Here is a 16,116-nt window from a genome sequence, read left to right as displayed (position 1 = left end):
TCTTCGGCGCCTCCTCAACCACAGCAGCTTCCTCCGCTACAACAGCAGCATCAGCCGCAGGCGCTTCAGCATCAGCCTTCTTAGTGGTGCGACGACGCGTAGTCTTCTTCGGCGCCTCCTCAACCACAGCAGCTTCCTCCGCTACAACAGCAGCATCAGCCGCAGGCGCTTCAGCATCAGCCTTCTTAGTGGTGCGACGACGCGTAGTCTTCTTCGGCGCCTCCTCAACCACTGCGGCAGAATCAGTTGGTGCTGCGGTAGCAGCATCAACTGCGGCCGCTGTGTCAACAGTTGGTGTTGAAACGCGACGGCTGCGACGCTTCGGAGTTTCGGTCTCGGTTGTTTCTTCAACCATTTTTCAGTCCTTCCAGACGGGATAGTAAATCACGCAAATGCTCAGCTGAGCACATTCCAAACTGCGTGTTATTCCGTAGTAAATAGTGTTAGCCAGTTAACCGCGCGACTGCGCAAATTGCTAAACAACTTCTTCTACTGTAGCACCTTGAATATCGACAGCCAGCACTAAACGCTGCCAATCGGGCGCGTTTTCAGTAACATAATCGACCGCTTCAAGCCTCTGACTTGAACTTTCGTTCAACACCAAAATTGACGGGCCAGCACCTGAAACTACCGATGGGAACCCTTGTGCACGCAGCGCAGCAACCAGATCTCGGGTGCGTGGCATAGCCTCGCCACGATAGTTTTGATGCAGTTTGTCTTCTGTCGCGGCAAACAAAAGATCCGGGCTTTGAGTCAGCGCTGCCACCAACAGTGAGGAGCGCGAAACGTTAAACACAGCGTCAACGTGGGGCACACTGTCCGGCTGCAGGGAGCGGGCAAGTTTAGTTGAGACTTGAAAATCTGGCACCAAAACCAACGGCGCGATACTCCTGTGCACAGCAAGTTTTTTTGCCCGCGGGCCGTTCTCGCTCGTCCAAGCAATAGTTAACCCGCCCATAAGAGCCGGCGCAACATTGTCAGGATGCCCTTCCAGCTCTGTTGCGTAATCCAACAGAGCCTGATCCGAAAGCTCCACCTCGCCAGCAAGCAAACCCTTCGCCATCATCACACCCGCAACAATTGCGGCGCCAGAAGATCCCATACCGCGTCCGTGCGGGATCCGGTTGTGCGCATGAATTTCAAGCGGCGGCACTTCCCGACCCACCCGTTTGAACACATGCGCAACCGACTTTGCCATCAGGTTGCTGGCATCGGTGGGAAGCTCTCCAGCACCGTTACCGCTGATCCGCACAACTGTTTCAGAGCCTGCCGGTAGCACCTCAGCGGTGTGCTCGTCAGCGTATGAGAGCCCCAGTCCAAATGTGTCAAAGCCCGGCCCTAAGTTAGCGCTCGTGGCGGGCACACGCACCCGTACTTTGCGCATTATGCAGAGACCTCAGCAACACGCAGAGTGCTGTCGACAGACAACACAGCATCAAGCGCAGCGATTCTTTCTAGGGTTGCTTTTAGCTCCGCCTCGCGCGCACGATAGGTTCCGATAACAAGAGTTGCGGCGTCTGCAGTATCTTTGCTCGGGCTCTGCTGCACCGTCGCAAGCGAGACGTTATTCTCAGCAAACACACCGGCGATCTGTTGCAGCACACCAGGTTGATCGGCAACTGTCAGCCGCAGCTGATATGCGGTGAGAATCTCCCCGATCGTAAGCACCGGCAGATTTGCGTAACTCTTAAACGAGACACCCGGCCCGCCTGCTACATGGCGGCGCGCAGCGGAAACCAGATCACCCAGCACAGCAGAGGCGGTTTCCACACCGCCGGCTCCCGCACCGTAAAACATTAGCTCGCCGGCGCTCTCAGCTTCGACAAAGATCGCATTCTTTCCGCCGTGCACAGCAGCCAGCGGATGCTCACGGGAGATTAGCGCCGGATAAACACGCGCTGATACGCCCTCAGATCCGTCTTCGCGCTCGACACGCTCAACCACCGCGAGCAGTTTAATAGTCTGCCCGTTCTGTTTTGCTGTCGCGATATCTTCAGCGGTTATCTTCGTGATTCCCTCACGATAAACTGCGTCTGCGGGCAGCTCCGTGTGGAAGGCAATACGCGCCAGAATTGCTGCCTTCTGTGCGGCGTCATAGCCTTCGACGTCGAGGGTCGGATCCGCTTCCAGATAGCCAAGGTCGCTGGCAATCTGCATTGCCTCCTCTGTGGTCTGCCCAAAGCGATCCATGCTGTCGAGAATATAGTTAGTTGATCCGTTTACGATCCCCATTGCACGCTTAATATTGTCGCCTGCGAGGCTGTTCAAAAGCGGTCGAATGATCGGAATCGCCCCCGCAACCGCTGCCTCATAAGACAGCTGCGCGCCAACACGATCAGCGGCTGCCTGCAGCTCTTCCCCGTGCGCCGCAAGCAGAGCCTTATTGGCGGTGATCACATCTGAACCCTGCTGCAGTGCGGTAAGGATCAGGGTTCTTGCCGGCTCAATACCGCCCATAACCTCCACAACAATATCTGCGCCGAGGATCAGCCGCTCGGCGTCGGTTGTGTAAAGCTCCTGCGGCAATTCAACATCCCGCTTAGCATCCAGGTTGCGCACGGCAATTCCGGCGAGCTCCAGCTTTGCACCGATCCGAGCGGAGAGCTCTTCGCTGTGTTCAAGCAGCAACCTCGCCACTTGAGAACCAACCGATCCGCTTCCCAACAGAGCCACCCGAAGATTGCGCAATTCGCTCACGAAACTCACTCTTTTCTGATTCGTTTATTTGGGTAAAAGTCAATGTTAAAAGTTTAGTAGACGCTGCGCGCCACCAAGTCTTTAATTGTTTCTCCGCGCACTATCAAGCGTGATTCACCGTCTCGCACAGCAACCACTGCCGGGCGCGGCACATAGTTGTAGTTGCTCGCAAGCACCCAGCCATAAGCGCCTGTTGCCGCAAACGCGAGCAGATCCCCTTCACTAATATCACTCTGCAAAAGCGCGCGGTGCAGCACGATATCGCCCGTTTCACAGTGTTTACCAACAACACGAGACAGGGCGGGTGGCGCACTGCTTGTCCGGTTTGCGAGGCGTGCAGTGTAGGTGGCGTTGTAGAAAGCCGGGCGAAGGTTGTCACTCATACCGCCGTCGATACTGATGTAGCGACGTTCGGTATAACCCAAATCTGCCGGGTCAGCTGCCTTGTCACTAACGGTGAGGTCAACGGTTTTAATATTTCCTACCGCATAGAGGGTGACTCCCGCTGGGGCGGCAATTGAACGACCCGGCTCAAAGCTTAAGAGCGGCACCGGAATGCCGGCGCGTTCACAGGCGACAGCAACTGTATCTGCCAGCTGCTTGGCAAGCTCGAAAATGTTTGGCGCGCTCTCTACCTCAGCCTCATTGTAGGCAATACCAAAACCGCCGCCGAGATTCAGCTCTGGCACCGGGCCCGTTTTGCTCAGCTCGGCAACCAGCTCAGTCATGCGGGCAGCCGATTCAACAAATCCATCAACCGCGTGAATTTGAGAGCCAATGTGGCAGTGCACACCGCGCAGATCCATGTTTGCATCAGAGCGAATACGCTCGATCAACTCAGCTGCCTGCGTCAGCGGTACCCCAAATTTTTGATCCTCATGCGCGGTTGCTAGGAAACTGTGGGTTGTTGCGTGCACACCGCTGTTGACCCGCAAGAAAACACGCACTGTCTTGCCAAGCTTCGCAGCCTCCTCACTCAGCCGCTCAATCTCATGCGCGCTATCAATGACGATGCTGCCGATACCAATTTCGATCGCTTCACGCAGCTCTGCACGCGACTTGTTGTTGCCCTGCATGGCAATAAGCTTCGGGTCGATACCCGCCGCCAACACAACAGCAAGCTCACCGCCACTGGCAACATCAATGTGGAGCCCCTCTTCTATCGCCCAGCGTGCAACCTCAACACACAAAAATGCTTTGCTTGAGTAGTAGACTTTTGCGTCCGCACCAATACGCTGAAACTCAGACCGCAGCGCTGTGACGGTGTTCTTCGCGCGGGCACGAAACTCTCGCTCATCAAACACAAACAGCGGAGTGCCGTAGTCAGATGCGAGCGCGGTTGCTGCCACTCCCCCAATCTCCAACTCACCTTCGGCATTGCGGGCTGCGGTGCTGGGGAATATCGCCTGATTGATAGCGTTGAGGTCGGTGCTCATGGTGCTCCTCATGGTTGTGGCTGGTGTTGAAATTAGTGCTCAGCGCAGGTGCCGGGTTGTCTTTTCTGCGGATCGCGGAGAAACTCCGGATCAATTTGGAAACTCGCCCGCACCTCTTTCTCTGTCACAGCTACGCGACGCAGCTGCAAACCCTGTGGGATGTAGTTGATAAAGCAAATATCGTAAGGCTCAATGAAGCTGGATGCGACTTCACCGAGTAGGCCGCCAGAGAGGTGGCTCAGCTGTTCTGGGGTTGTTGTGATCCCGCCGGCGCTAATCTGCACCGGGTTCAGCAGCAGAGTCTGCCCCGCACCGGCTAAGGGTTGCACCTCAACACTCGCATCGACGCTTGAGCCAAAAGCGGTCAAAGACTTATGCACGATAATGCGGTTGTCATGAAATTCAACGTCATCAACCCAGTCACCGGCCAGGGTTTTTGCCATTTCACGGAACTGTTCGTGAGTCATACTCACATACGCCCACCCGTTATCTAGCGTGCTCGCAGTTGGGTTTACTCCGATTCCAGCAAAGGTTGCGTTCACGTTGACAGTAACACCGTCAGCAACGGTGTAGTTTGGCACCTGCAGACCCACATTGCGAAATTTTCCGGTCAGCAGCTGCCATGTCAGCGAACCATCGAGATCCACCTCAACAGGAACTGTCGCAGGTATGTGCAGGTTTTCTCGGATTGCGCCAGCAGCCACACTCTTTACTAGGGGCCGCCCCGCAATCTCAACCACGGCCACGATCATGCTGACTATGCCAACCACAACCGCGGTTGTGATAAGCCAGCGCTTTCGCTTACTCACCTAGAGCCGCTCCGGTGCGCTAACACCGATTAGATCGAGACCGTTTGCTAGCACCTGCTGAGCTGCATCGTTTAGCCACAGGCGGGTTTGGTGCAGAGGTTGGATAGCCTCATCACCCTGCGGCAGCACCCGACACTGGTCATACCATCTGTGGTAGCTGCCCGCCAGCTCTTCAAGGTAGCGTGTGATCCGATGTGGCTCACGTAATTGTGCGGCGCCAGCGACAATCCCCGGATACTGCTGCAGCTTACCGAGAAGTTCGGTTTCGCTCGTATGGGTGAGCAGTTCCGGCTGAAAAACATCACGCTGCAGCCCCACAGCGGCAGCATTGCGGTCTACAGCGCAGGTGCGTGCGTGGGCGTACTGCACATAAAACACGGGGTTGTCGTTTGTGCGGCTGCGCAGTTTTTCGCCCTCTAGCGACAGCGGCGAGTCGGCCGGGTAGCGAGACAGCCAAAAACGCAAGGCATCTGAGCCGACCCACTCGAGCAGATCGTCAAGCTCCACAATATTGCCGGCACGTTTAGACAGGCGAGCACCGTTCAGCATCACCAGCTGACCGATCAGCACGGTCATTTGGCGTTCTGGATCCTCGCCCGCAACAGCGGACAGAGCTTTTAGTCGCCCCACATAGCCGTGGTGGTCTGCGCCTAACAGATAGATCTTTTCATAGGAGCCGCGAGACGATTTAGAAAGCAGATAGGCGGCGTCGGCGGCAAAATAGGTGTAGATGCCGTTACCGCGGGTGAAGACCCGATCTTTATCGTCGCCGAAGGTGGAGGTGCGCACCCAAGTGGCGCCGCCCTCTTCATAAACATGCCCGGCTTCACGCAAGCGGTCGAGCGCGATTTCGATTTTGCTTTTGCCGCCGTCCGTCTGTTCGTGCAGAGTGCGCTCTGAAAACCACACATCAAAGTTGACGTTGAAGTTTGCCAGAGAACTCTTAATCTCACCTAACTGCAGGCGATAAGCAATTTCAGTTGTAACGTCAAGCTGCTCTGCTGGGCTCAATTCAACGAGGTCTGGGCGCTCTTTAAGAACTTTTTCACCGAGCACCTGAATGTATTTACCCGGATACCCGTCTTCTGGTGCTGGTTGGTTTAGTGCCGCAGCGAGCACTGAGCGCCCAAATTTCTGCATCTGGGCGCCTGCGTCGTTAATGTAATACTCGCTGACAATGTCTGCGCCGGCCGCTTTCAGAACTCGCGCGAGCGAATCACCGAGCGCCGCCCAGCGGGTGTGCCCGAGATGCACGGGGCCTGTCGGGTTCGCAGAAACAAACTCAAGGTTAATGCTCTGCCCGGAAAGCAAACTGTTGCGTCCGTATGCGGCACCTGCCAGCACAATATCTTGCGCGATTTGACCGGCCGCAGCAACATCTAGCGTGATATTAATAAAGCCCGGCCCTGCTATCTCAACGGCTGCAATGCCGTCTACCAGTTTGAGCTCAGCCGCAATCTGCTCAGCAAGAGCGCGCGGGTTCATTCCGATCCGTTTGCCAAACTGCATCGCCGCGTTTGACGCCCAGTCTCCGTGCGCACGATTCTTTGGTCGCTCAGGTTGCAGCTGCTGTTCGGTAATCTCAATGTCTGCGCTGTTTGCGGCGGCTATCGAGGTGAGAATTCTATGCAGTTCACTGGCGATTTTGTCTGGAGTCACAGTTTAACCTTAGTTCTTTTCTTGTTTTGCAACAATGCCGCGCCGAGCGATGAATGTCACGATAAAGCCAATCAACAGCGCCACGATAACACCGAGATTAGCCCACGCCCAGTCACCTTCACGCCCACCCAATCCGAGCGGCCCCAGCAGATATCCCTGCCAGTTATTCCAGGCCACTGTCTCAGCGTATGAGTTGACAACAAGCCCCCAGCCAACAAACATCGCAAACAGCATCGTGCCAACGGAGATCCAATCAATAGATCCGTAGCGACCGCGCGCATCAAACAGGGCGGCTTCATCATACGGCTGCTTCCGCAGGGCGATATCTGCGATCATGATACCCGCCCATGCTGCGATTGGCACGCCGAGGGTGATGAGGAAGGATTCGAAAGGATCGCGGAAGTTTGCAGCAAAGAACACAACATAGATAGTGCCCAAGGTCAGGATAGTGCCGTCGATACCAGCCGCCGCCGGGCGCGGTAGCTTCACGCCCAAACTTAACAGGGTGAGACCGGATGAGTAGATTCCAAGCACCGCTCCAGAAACCAGTGCGAGCACGGAAGCAATCAGAAACGGCAGCAGCACCCAGGTTGGCAGGAGGTCTGCCAGGGTGCCGATCGGATCGTAGGCAATACCGTCCATTAGTTCCGGGTTGCTGCCGATGATCAAACAACCGCAGATGACCAGAATGATCGGGGAGGTCGCGCCACCGAAGGTGTTCCAGAACACTATTTTGCTGTTGCTCGCATCACGTCGCTGGTAGCGTGACCAGTCTGCGGCAATATTGATCCAGCCCAAACCAAACCCGGTCATCACCATCACTAAGGCACCGATAACCTGGGTAGATCCACCAGACTCCATTGCAAGCACCCGCTGCATGTCGATGCTCGGCGCAACCAAAACAACGTAAATAATCGTAATCGCCGCAGTAACCCAGGTAAAGATCTTCTGCAGTCGCATAATGATGTGATACCCGGCTACGGAGGCTCCGACAATGAGCGCAGCTATGACGATAGTCGCGATAATTTTTATTAACAGCTCACCCTCAAGACCCAGCCGGGTGAGAATCGTGGCGGTTGCGAGCACCGCAAGAATTGCAAGAATTGTTTCCCAGCCCATCGAGATAAGCCACGAAAAAATGCCGGGTATTTTCTGACCCTTCACGCCGAAAGCAGCGCGCGACAGGATCATGGTTGGTGCAGAACCGCGTTTACCTGCGATAGCGATAACACCGCACAGCAGAAACGAGATGGTGACACCAATCACGGTAACCACTGTTGCCTGCCAGAAAGAAATGCCGAAACCGAGCACCCAGGCCGCATACGAGATGCCAAACACCGAAACATTCGCAGCAAACCACGGCCAAAACAGATCACGCGGCCGTGCTGTGCGCTCATTTTCGCTGACAACTTCGATTCCGGCGATCTCCACGCCGGTGTGCTTCGCAGAGATAGTCATAAGCTAATCTTTGCCGGAATTTGCGCGCTTTTCAACTTGGTTACCGTAATTAACGAGCGAGTGCGAGCCACAGCAGGGTGAAAAATGATTTGCGCCCCCGAGAGGAATCGAACCTCCGACCTACGGTACCGGAAACCGGCGCTCTATCCACTGAGCTACGGGGGCAAAAGCGCATCTGTTGCAGACGCACCAAAGCAACCGCTTTAGTCTACCCGATTTTAGACTGTGTCGCGCCCTCGGCAACTCTGATATAGCTGAGATCGCGAATGTTGCGCCCCTTCGCAATGCCTTTTTTCTCAAATGCGGTGAACACGCGTCCGTTGAAACGCTCAGCCCAATCGCCGTTGAAGCCGCGCTTAAAACCGTCTGCTCTGTCAAACACCTCACGCATCTGCTCAGCGTATTCTTCCCAGTCAGTCGCCATGCGCACTATCCCACCGGGCTGTAAGGCGCGAGCGATGAGCGGCACAAAACTATCGTTAATTAAACGACGTTTATTGTGCCTAGCTTTGTGCCACGGATCTGGGAAAAATATCCAGATCTCATTGGCAGAGGCTGCGGGCAGCAAATGTTCCAGCACTTCCGGTGCGTTTGCTTCTATCAGGCGCAAATTGTGCACATCAAGCTGCTCTGCCAGCACCATTGTGCGCGCCAACCCGCCAGTAAACACCTCAAGCGCCAAGAAGTCACGCTCAGGTGTGGCAGCGGCGGCGTGTGTTATTTGGTGCCCCTGCCCCGATCCGATCTCCACTACGAGCGGAGCTTTGCGGCCGAACCAGCGAGCCGGATCGGTTTCCTGATCGGCAGCAATTGAAGTTACTCCGTCACCTCGCTTAGGCTCTATCAGATACTCGGGCGCAAGCTCGTTTAAGGCCCGTTCCTGCCCGGAGGTGAGACGGCCGCCACGACGCACAAAAGACAGCAACCGATGCTGTCGGTTTGCGCCGGTAGCTGCCGATGAGTTTTCAGAGGTAGCATCATTCACCCCTCCACCCTAGCGCAGTGACTGCGGGCTACTGCAGCGTAATGGGCTTGACGAGGTCAGCGTATATCAACAGCAGGCTCATAGCGCCAAAAACGAGCACCATCGCAAAGGTGAACGGCACCATCTTGGCCGTATCTATTTGGCCGGGATCTGGTTTTCCAAAAAGCCTGTAGAGGCGGCGCTTCGCTGATTCGTAGACGGCGCCGGCAACGTGCCCACCATCGAGCGGCAGCAGGGGGATCAGGTTAAACACGAAGAGAGCAATATTTAAACCGGCGAGCAAGCCCACCATCGCCGAGATTTTGCTCTTTAGTTCAATCCCGTCATGGCTGGCAATTTCACCAGCGATGCGCCCCACCCCGACAACACTGATCGGGCCGTTCGGGTCGCGCTCTTCCGCACCAAACGCCGCGTTCCACACATCTATTAAACGCTGCGGCAGGTGCAGAATCACATTCACAACACCCGAAACGTTATCACCCACATAGCGCGGCACCGCACTCAGCGGCTGACGTTGAATCGCGGTCTCAGGCAGCGCACCGATCATTCCCACAGATTCAAGCTGCGGATCACCGTTTGCATCAAGAACGGGCTGCCCCGCGTCAGTGTATACGGCGCGCTCCGTGAGGGCGGGTGTGAGCACAGTCGAGCGAGTTTCACCCGCCCGTTCGTAGGTAATTTCAAGCGGGGTGTTTGGGTTGGCGGCAATAATTTCGCGCAGTTCATCCCATGTGTTGATATTTTTCCCAGAAATCGCTGTGATCGTGTCCCCTGCGGCTAATCCAGCAGCCACTCCAGGTGCGGTCGGATCACCGGGTGCACAGGTCTGTTCTGCAGCTGTGACCGGTTTTAGACATTCGTTCAGCGCGGCAACAGTTGTTGTAGTTGAGGCGACTCCGATGCCTGAGAGCAGCACCGCATAAAGCACCACGCCAAGCACAAGGTTCATTAGCGGCCCGCCCAGCATGATGATTATCTTTTTCCATGCCGGCAAAAGATAAAACGACCGCTTCTCGTCTCCCGGAGTAATGGTTTCAGCGCTAAACTCTCGCGCATCGTTCGCCATTGAGTCTAGGAAACCAGTAGAGGCTTCACGTGGAGCCTCACCCGGTTTCTTTGGTGGATACATGCCAATCATTTGCACGTACCCACCAAAGGGTAAAAGTTTTATTCCGTATTCGGTTTCACCACGCTGTTTAGACCACAGCGTCCGGCCAAAACCAACCATGAAACGGGTTACTTTAACCCCAAAAACTTTTGCAGGAACCAGGTGCCCAACTTCGTGCAGTGCAATAGATGCGGCGACACCGAGCGCCACAATGAGCACACCTACTATGAAAGGCACCAGGTCTTGCAAAAGCGCCACTCGCCGCTACTTGTTCTGGGCGCCAACGATGTCTAGCACAAACACCATCACATCGTCTTCTGTGCCACCCTGCTGCTTATTCCAGTCTGCGCCATAGCCCTCAGCGGGCGGCACGAGCACGACCACACGGGAGCCCACCTTCTGACCCTCAAGTGCTTTCCGGAAGCCTTCGATCACGCCGTCAGTTGGGAAGCTAGCTGCCTTCCCGCCACGTGACCAGCTCGAGTCGAACTCTTTCCCGGTTGACCACAGCACACCCTTATAGTGCACATAGGTCAGTGCGCCAGGCTCTACGGTCTCGCCATCACCCTCAATTAGGTTTGCAACTTTAAGCTCAGTTGGTTTTGCTGCGGCATCTTTAATCGTGATTGTTGGTTCACCGTTTTTGGCTACGTCAACCTGCGGGAAATCGGCCGGAAGCTTAGCCGCTTTTCCTTCTGCCTGCGGCAGGAGCTGATCGTCAGTCAGCGGTGCCGGCACCTTACCTTCATAGTCGACTTCTAAGACCACAGCGTCGTCGCCAGCAAGATCTTGGAACATTTGATCTGCGGTTGGCCAAACATCGCTGGCCTTAGTAACAGTCAGTAATTTACCGTTGTCTGTCACGCAACCGGCAACATTAGTGAGGAATTTAAGCCCGGATGACTCACCGACAGAAGTCTGCACCGGCTGCTGCACAATCTGCTTTCCGGTGTTGCCGTTGTATGCGGTTATTACAAGTTTGTACTGTTCGGTGCGGCCCTCTACATCACCGATAACTTTGCCGCCATCACCCTTTTCCACAACAAACACCTGCTGGGTTTCAGGAGCGGTGATTGGCAGCTTGCCCTTCAGCATATTCTGGCCGTCTTCGCCCGGCGCAACCTCAATCTTCTTTAAGGTCGCGCTTTCCGGCACAACGCAGCCGGCGCCGGTAGCGAGGGTTTGATCTGCACATGCCCCGAGGGTTAACACGGTTGCTGCTCCTGCAACAAGGGCGAGTGAACGCTTCAAAATAATTCCTATCCTCTTCATAGCACGTGCGCAGCACGGCATTTTCAGAGCGGATAAACCGCATTTAACACTAAGAGTCTGTAGCAACTAAATATGAATTAGCTGAACCCGCGCCGACAATCTCTACTATTTTTCGTTCAGTGCGCCACGACGTGCACTATCTTTCATAGCTGTCACCATCGCATACAGTTCTCGTGCCGGAATACCACTGGTTGCAGCAACTGCACGCGTCGCGTCCTTGACGCGCTCACCGCTTGCCACTCGCTCAAGCACCCGCTGAAGCGCAGTTTCCGGAGTATCAATTTGCGGATCTGCCCCGGCCACAACCAAGACAATCTCGCCGCGCACACCCGCTGCCGTCGCAGCTGTTAGCTTCTGCAGCGTGCCTCTGATGACCTCTTCATGCAGCTTAGTAAGTTCCCGACACAGTGCGGCCTGCCGCTCTGCACCAAAATACTGCTGCATAGCCTGCAGCGTCTCATGCACCCGGTGCGGGCTCTCAAAAAACAGCATGGTGCGCGTTTCGTTTGCGAGCGACGCAAACAGTTTGCGCTTGTCACCGCTTTTACGCGGCACAAACCCTTCAAAACTCCAGCGGTCTGTGGGAATCCCAGACACAGCAAGCGCCGTCACTGGCGCGCTAGGCCCGGGAATGCTGCTAATCTCAACGTCACGCGCAATAGCCGCAGCAACCACCCGAAATCCAGGATCAGATACGGTTGGCATACCGGCGTCACTCACAAGCACAACCAGCTGTGTCACCGCAGCTGCTGCAAGCTCATCCGCTTTCTGTCGCTCATTGTGATCGTGCAGGGGCACAAGCTTCGCACTGTGGTTGATGTCGAGCAGCTTCAACAGCTGCCCGGTGGTACGGGTGTCTTCGGCTGCGATAATATCTGCCGCGGCGAGCGTCTCACGCAGTCGGGGTGAGGCATCACCGAGGTTGCCAATCGGAGTTGCCGCGAGAATTAGCATGTCCTTCAGTCTACTCTGCCACTCGATTACCGCGGCTAAGCATAAAATTGAGCGTATGCGACCACTCGGTTCTAGTTATTTTTTGCTTTCTTTTGCGGCACGTTTTCCGTTTGCAATGCTTATAATCGGGTCGCTGACAGTGGTTGTTGCCGCCCGAGAGTCTGTCACCCTTGGTGGCTACAACGCCGCAGTTCTCGGCATTGGGCACGCCTCATTTGCCGGTGTTATTGGGGCGTTAGCAGATCGTTTCGGGCAGCGCCGGGTGGTGCTCAGCGCAACCATTGTGAACACACTAGCGATGCTAAATCTCGCCGTCCTCGCATACAGCTCTGCGCCTGACTGGCTGCTACTAATAGGCGCGTTTGTGCTGGGTGCTTCTGCCCCCTGTGTCGGGCCACTCTCCCGCACCCGCACTGCCGCCGCAACACCTAATCTGCACGACCGAAACCGCGCGTTTGCAACAGAGGCGATGCTCGATGAGATCAGTTTTGTGTTCGGCCCACTCGTGGTGGGTATGCTCGCAACAGCCTTTAGTGCGGCAACTCCGTTAGTTGTGGCAGCGGCGCTAACAATCGTTCTGTGCACCGCCTTCGCCCTGCACAGCTCCGCCAATGCTGTCACAGCTGTGACGCAAGCTACCGCGCCCACCGTACCGCTGAGTCACCTGCTGCACCGCCCTGTTTTAACCACAGCGCTCGGCCTTCTCGCTATCGGATTCTGTTTCGGCAGCACTCTGGTCTCACTGACCGCACTGATGCAGCTGAGCGGCGAGGAGAGTCAAGCGGGTATCTGGTATTCACTGATGGGGGTTGGGTCAGCAGTCTGCGCCTGGCTAGTGGGTCGCCTACCCGCACACATCTCACAAAATCTACGCTGGCTGGTGGCAGGGGTGATAGTAATTGCTGGTGCTGTGCTCTACTCTGTCACCCCAACGGGTTTTGGGCTTGCGGCAGCAATGCTCCTCATTGGTGTTGGGGTCGGCCCTGCGTTAGTCACAATCTACAGTCTCGCGTCTTTACGCTCGCCGGCCGGGCGCGCAGCTACGGTGATGACTGTTTTGGGAGCTGCGCTGACACTCGGTCAGTCTGTCAGCTCTGCGTTGACAGGTTTTGCAGCGGATCGCTGGGGTGTTGAGCTGGCGCTGCATTTACCGCTTGCAGCGGGCGGGCTAATGCTGCTGATCGCCGTTTGGGATGCTCTGGCCGAACGGGCGCGGCGGGCGCGGCAGATTCCAACCACGCGAGTATGACAGTAAACGCAGGGTGATCCCAAAAATAACGCCGACTACGCTCGCAAGCACAATGCGGCCCGTCAGCATCTGCAGAATTGCTGCGACAAACGCTCCCGTAAACGCAGACACCGCATACAGTTCACGAGTGAGCACACCAGGCACCTGATTCACGAGCACATCGCGCACAACTCCGCCACCGATTGCGGTGATTGTGCCCACAAACACCGCAGTTAGCAAGGTGTGCCCCTCTGAAATTGCCCAGGCTGCGCCATTGGCGCTGAAAAGCCCGAGCCCCCACGCATCAAAGACCACCTCGAAGTGACGGTTGCGGGTGATGCCGGGGTGAAAGAAGAACACCAGCAGTGAGCCGGCAACTGCGACGGCTGCATTCGGCCAAAACACAAGACTCGTAGGTGGGTTGATTCCGAGCAGCACGTCGCGCAGAATGCCTCCACCGATTCCGGTTGAGGAGCCCACTACGATGATGCCAAGCAGATCAAGATTCTGTCGCACACCGACGAGCGCGCCAGAAATCGCAAAGGCCAAAATTCCCGCAAATTGCAAAATCTGGTTTATTACTTCGCCGTACACGCCTCTAATTTTAGCGAGCCTTTCGCGTGCGGCGAACACTCTAGGTTTCATTCGGGCAGGGGTGCCAGAATAGAAGCACTATGACTTATCGTGCAGAGTTAGAACTTGCTAAGTTACGGGCGGCAGCACCGTTTTCCCCCACCGAGGTAGCAGAGCTGCGACAGGATTTCAGCGCATTTGCAGCGGATCGCGCAATCTACCTTGACACTGCTGCAACAGCACAGCGCCCAGAAACAGTAATTAATGCAGAAAATAAATTCTTGCGCGAAAACAATGCGGCGGTGCACCGCGGCACGAGCGCCGTGGTTGGCGCAGCGACGCTCGCTTTTGAGGGCGCGCGCGATAAAGTGCACAAGTTCGTTGGTGCACCAAGTGATGCAACAGTTGTGTGGTCGAGCAACGCAACCGATGCGCTAAACACTCTCGCAGGTGGCTTTAGTGAGGCCAGCCTCGGTGTCACCTCCCCCGCTCTGGCAGTGCCAGGCTCTGACCGTTTCGCGCTTGATAGTGACGCTGAAATCGTTGTTACCGCCGCCGAACACCACGCGAATCTTATTCCCTGGCAGCGACTAGCGCAGCGCACAGGTGCAAAACTGGTTGTCGTGCCGGTAACCCCTGACGGTATTTGGGAGCTCGATGAGTTCGTCGCGAGACTCAATAACCGCACAAGAATCGTTGCATTCACCCACATTTCAAACGTCACCGGCTGGATCGCACCGGTGCACGAGGTTGTTGCTGCAACACGCAAACACGCAAATGAGCGTGCGGTTATTGTGCTCGATGCCTGCCAGTCGGCGCCACACATTCCAATCAACTTCACCGATCTCGGTGTTGACTTCATGACTTTTTCAGGTCACAAACTGTTTGCACCATACGGTATCGGGGCGCTGGTGGGCAAAACCGAGCTTTTAAACGCTCTGCCACCAATCCGGGTTGGCGGTTCTGCGATTACCAAGGTGTCGCTCGAGCACGCCGAATTTTTGCCAGCTCCCCACCGTTTCGAACCGGGCACCCAACCCGTGTCACAAGCAGTCGGGCTGGGAGCTGCAATTGACTATCTAGACAGTGTCGATGCCGGCCGCGCTGCCGCAACAGAACACCAGCTGGTCACACAGCTTGTCGAGGGCATCGCCGGTTTAAACGGTGTGCGTTTGCTCGGGCCGAGCAACCCAGAGCAGCGTGTTGCGCTCACAGCGGTTGCTGTGAGCGGTATTCACGCACACGATATCGGGCAGGTTCTCGACACACTCGGAGTTATGGTTCGTGTTGGCCATCACTGCGCACAACCACTGCACCGCGAGCTCGGGATCACCGCCTCTGTGCGCGCGAGCATGCACTTCACAAATACGGACACTGAGGTTGAACAGTTCATCGCTGGATTGAAAGAAGCACAGCGTTACTTTGGAGGGGTGTAAACATGTCTGCACTTGATTCGCTCTACCAAGAGCTTATTCTCGACCACTCTAAGCGCCCACACGGCCGGGGTGAGCTTGAATCAGAGACGGGCCACACCGCATCACACCATGAATTAAACCCAAGCTGCGGTGACGAGATCACCTTCGATGTTGCCTATGATGCGCAAAGCGGCACGATCACAGAGGTTAAGTGGCGCGGGCAGGGCTGTTCTATCTCACAGTCGAGCGCTTCGATCCTCACCGAACTCCTCGAAGAAAAACCTCTGACTATCGCAGAAGCACAAGAGCGCATCGACGCTTTCCGCGAGATGCTACAGTCGCGCGGCGAGGGTGAACCGAATGAACAGCTGCTCGGTGATGCTGTCGCGTTTCAAGGCGTCGCAAAGTTTGTGATGCGCGTTAAATGCGCAATGCTCTCGTGGGTTGCGCTTGAGGCAGATCTGCGTCAGCTAGAAGCGCAGCTCAGCGAATAAACAGCGGCTTAAACTTTGCGCAGGTGCT

Annotated in this window: 14 protein-coding genes, 1 tRNA gene and 1 pseudogene; 3 read left to right on the top strand and 13 right to left on the bottom strand. The window is 55.9% G+C overall.

Translation table 11 applies throughout. The features are described 5' to 3' along the window. From HCR00_RS05475 to rsmI, 12 genes and pseudogenes are all read right to left on the bottom strand, one after another. Positions 1 to 355: pseudogene (locus tag HCR00_RS05475) on the bottom strand (transcription termination factor Rho); the annotation flags it as partial. A gap of 120 nt (positions 356 to 475) precedes the next feature. After that, a complete protein-coding gene (thrB, locus tag HCR00_RS05470) occupies positions 476 to 1,384 on the bottom strand; it encodes a homoserine kinase (protein WP_166985522.1) in 909 nt (302 codons plus the stop codon). Beyond that, on the bottom strand, positions 1,384 to 2,697 hold the full coding sequence (locus HCR00_RS05465) for a homoserine dehydrogenase (RefSeq protein ID WP_167141734.1): 1,314 nt from the start codon (positions 2,695 to 2,697) through the stop codon (positions 1,384 to 1,386). Before HCR00_RS05465 ends, thrB begins: the two co-directional genes overlap by 1 nt. 53 nt (positions 2,698 to 2,750) lie before the next feature. After that, positions 2,751 to 4,133, bottom strand: coding sequence for a diaminopimelate decarboxylase (lysA, locus tag HCR00_RS05460; RefSeq protein ID WP_243854466.1), 1,383 nt, complete (start codon positions 4,131 to 4,133; stop codon positions 2,751 to 2,753). Between the two features lie 32 nt (positions 4,134 to 4,165). Then, a complete protein-coding gene (locus HCR00_RS05455; RefSeq protein WP_167143432.1) occupies positions 4,166 to 4,942 on the bottom strand; it encodes an LmeA family phospholipid-binding protein in 777 nt (258 codons plus the stop codon). Then, complete coding sequence (gene argS, locus HCR00_RS05450) at positions 4,943 to 6,601, bottom strand: arginine--tRNA ligase (protein WP_167143430.1); 1,659 nt, start codon at positions 6,599 to 6,601, stop codon at positions 4,943 to 4,945. Positions 6,602 to 6,610: 9 nt separating this feature from the next. Continuing rightward, positions 6,611 to 8,059 (bottom strand): purine-cytosine permease family protein, encoded by a 1,449-nt coding sequence (locus tag HCR00_RS05445; protein ID WP_166985537.1) that lies wholly within the window; start codon positions 8,057 to 8,059, stop codon positions 6,611 to 6,613. A 92-nt stretch (positions 8,060 to 8,151) separates the two neighbouring features. Then, positions 8,152 to 8,224: transfer RNA gene (locus tag HCR00_RS05440), tRNA-Arg, on the bottom strand. Positions 8,225 to 8,267: 43 nt separating this feature from the next. Next, entirely contained in the window at positions 8,268 to 8,984 is a 717-nt protein-coding gene (gene trmB / locus HCR00_RS05435) for a tRNA (guanosine(46)-N7)-methyltransferase TrmB (RefSeq protein WP_424945199.1), read from the bottom strand. A gap of 88 nt (positions 8,985 to 9,072) precedes the next feature. Continuing rightward, positions 9,073 to 10,401, bottom strand: coding sequence for a M50 family metallopeptidase (locus tag HCR00_RS05430; RefSeq protein ID WP_167143491.1), 1,329 nt, complete (start codon positions 10,399 to 10,401; stop codon positions 9,073 to 9,075). 15 nt (positions 10,402 to 10,416) lie between these two features. Beyond that, a complete protein-coding gene (locus HCR00_RS05425; protein ID WP_167143424.1) occupies positions 10,417 to 11,403 on the bottom strand; it encodes an FKBP-type peptidyl-prolyl cis-trans isomerase in 987 nt (328 codons plus the stop codon). A 126-nt stretch (positions 11,404 to 11,529) separates the two neighbouring features. Further along, a complete protein-coding gene (gene rsmI / locus HCR00_RS05420) occupies positions 11,530 to 12,378 on the bottom strand; it encodes a 16S rRNA (cytidine(1402)-2'-O)-methyltransferase (protein ID WP_167143421.1) in 849 nt (282 codons plus the stop codon). A gap of 55 nt (positions 12,379 to 12,433) precedes the next feature. On the opposite strand from rsmI, the gene HCR00_RS05415 reads away from it, so the two are divergent. Next, complete coding sequence (locus HCR00_RS05415; RefSeq protein ID WP_167143418.1) at positions 12,434 to 13,627, top strand: MFS transporter; 1,194 nt, start codon at positions 12,434 to 12,436, stop codon at positions 13,625 to 13,627. Here the strand turns inward: HCR00_RS05415 and HCR00_RS05410 are convergent. Continuing rightward, positions 13,547 to 14,200, bottom strand: coding sequence for a trimeric intracellular cation channel family protein (locus tag HCR00_RS05410; protein WP_166985552.1), 654 nt, complete (start codon positions 14,198 to 14,200; stop codon positions 13,547 to 13,549). The two genes, HCR00_RS05415 and HCR00_RS05410, sit on opposite strands and share 81 nt — an antisense overlap. Before the next feature lie 80 nt (positions 14,201 to 14,280). On the opposite strand from HCR00_RS05410, the gene HCR00_RS05405 reads away from it, so the two are divergent. After that, positions 14,281 to 15,615, top strand: coding sequence for an aminotransferase class V-fold PLP-dependent enzyme (locus tag HCR00_RS05405; protein ID WP_167143412.1), 1,335 nt, complete (start codon positions 14,281 to 14,283; stop codon positions 15,613 to 15,615). 2 nt (positions 15,616 to 15,617) lie between these two features. Then, positions 15,618 to 16,088, top strand: a complete 471-nt coding sequence (sufU, locus tag HCR00_RS05400; RefSeq protein WP_167143409.1) for a Fe-S cluster assembly sulfur transfer protein SufU — start codon at positions 15,618 to 15,620, stop codon at positions 16,086 to 16,088. The last annotated feature ends 28 nt before the right edge of the window (positions 16,089 to 16,116 follow it).

The organism is Canibacter zhoujuaniae (assembly GCF_011752005.1).
GTDB lineage: Bacteria > Actinomycetota > Actinomycetes > Actinomycetales > Microbacteriaceae > Canibacter > Canibacter zhoujuaniae.
The sequence above is the reverse complement of the archived record's forward strand: the minus strand, read 5'-3'. Positions and strand labels throughout refer to the sequence as shown.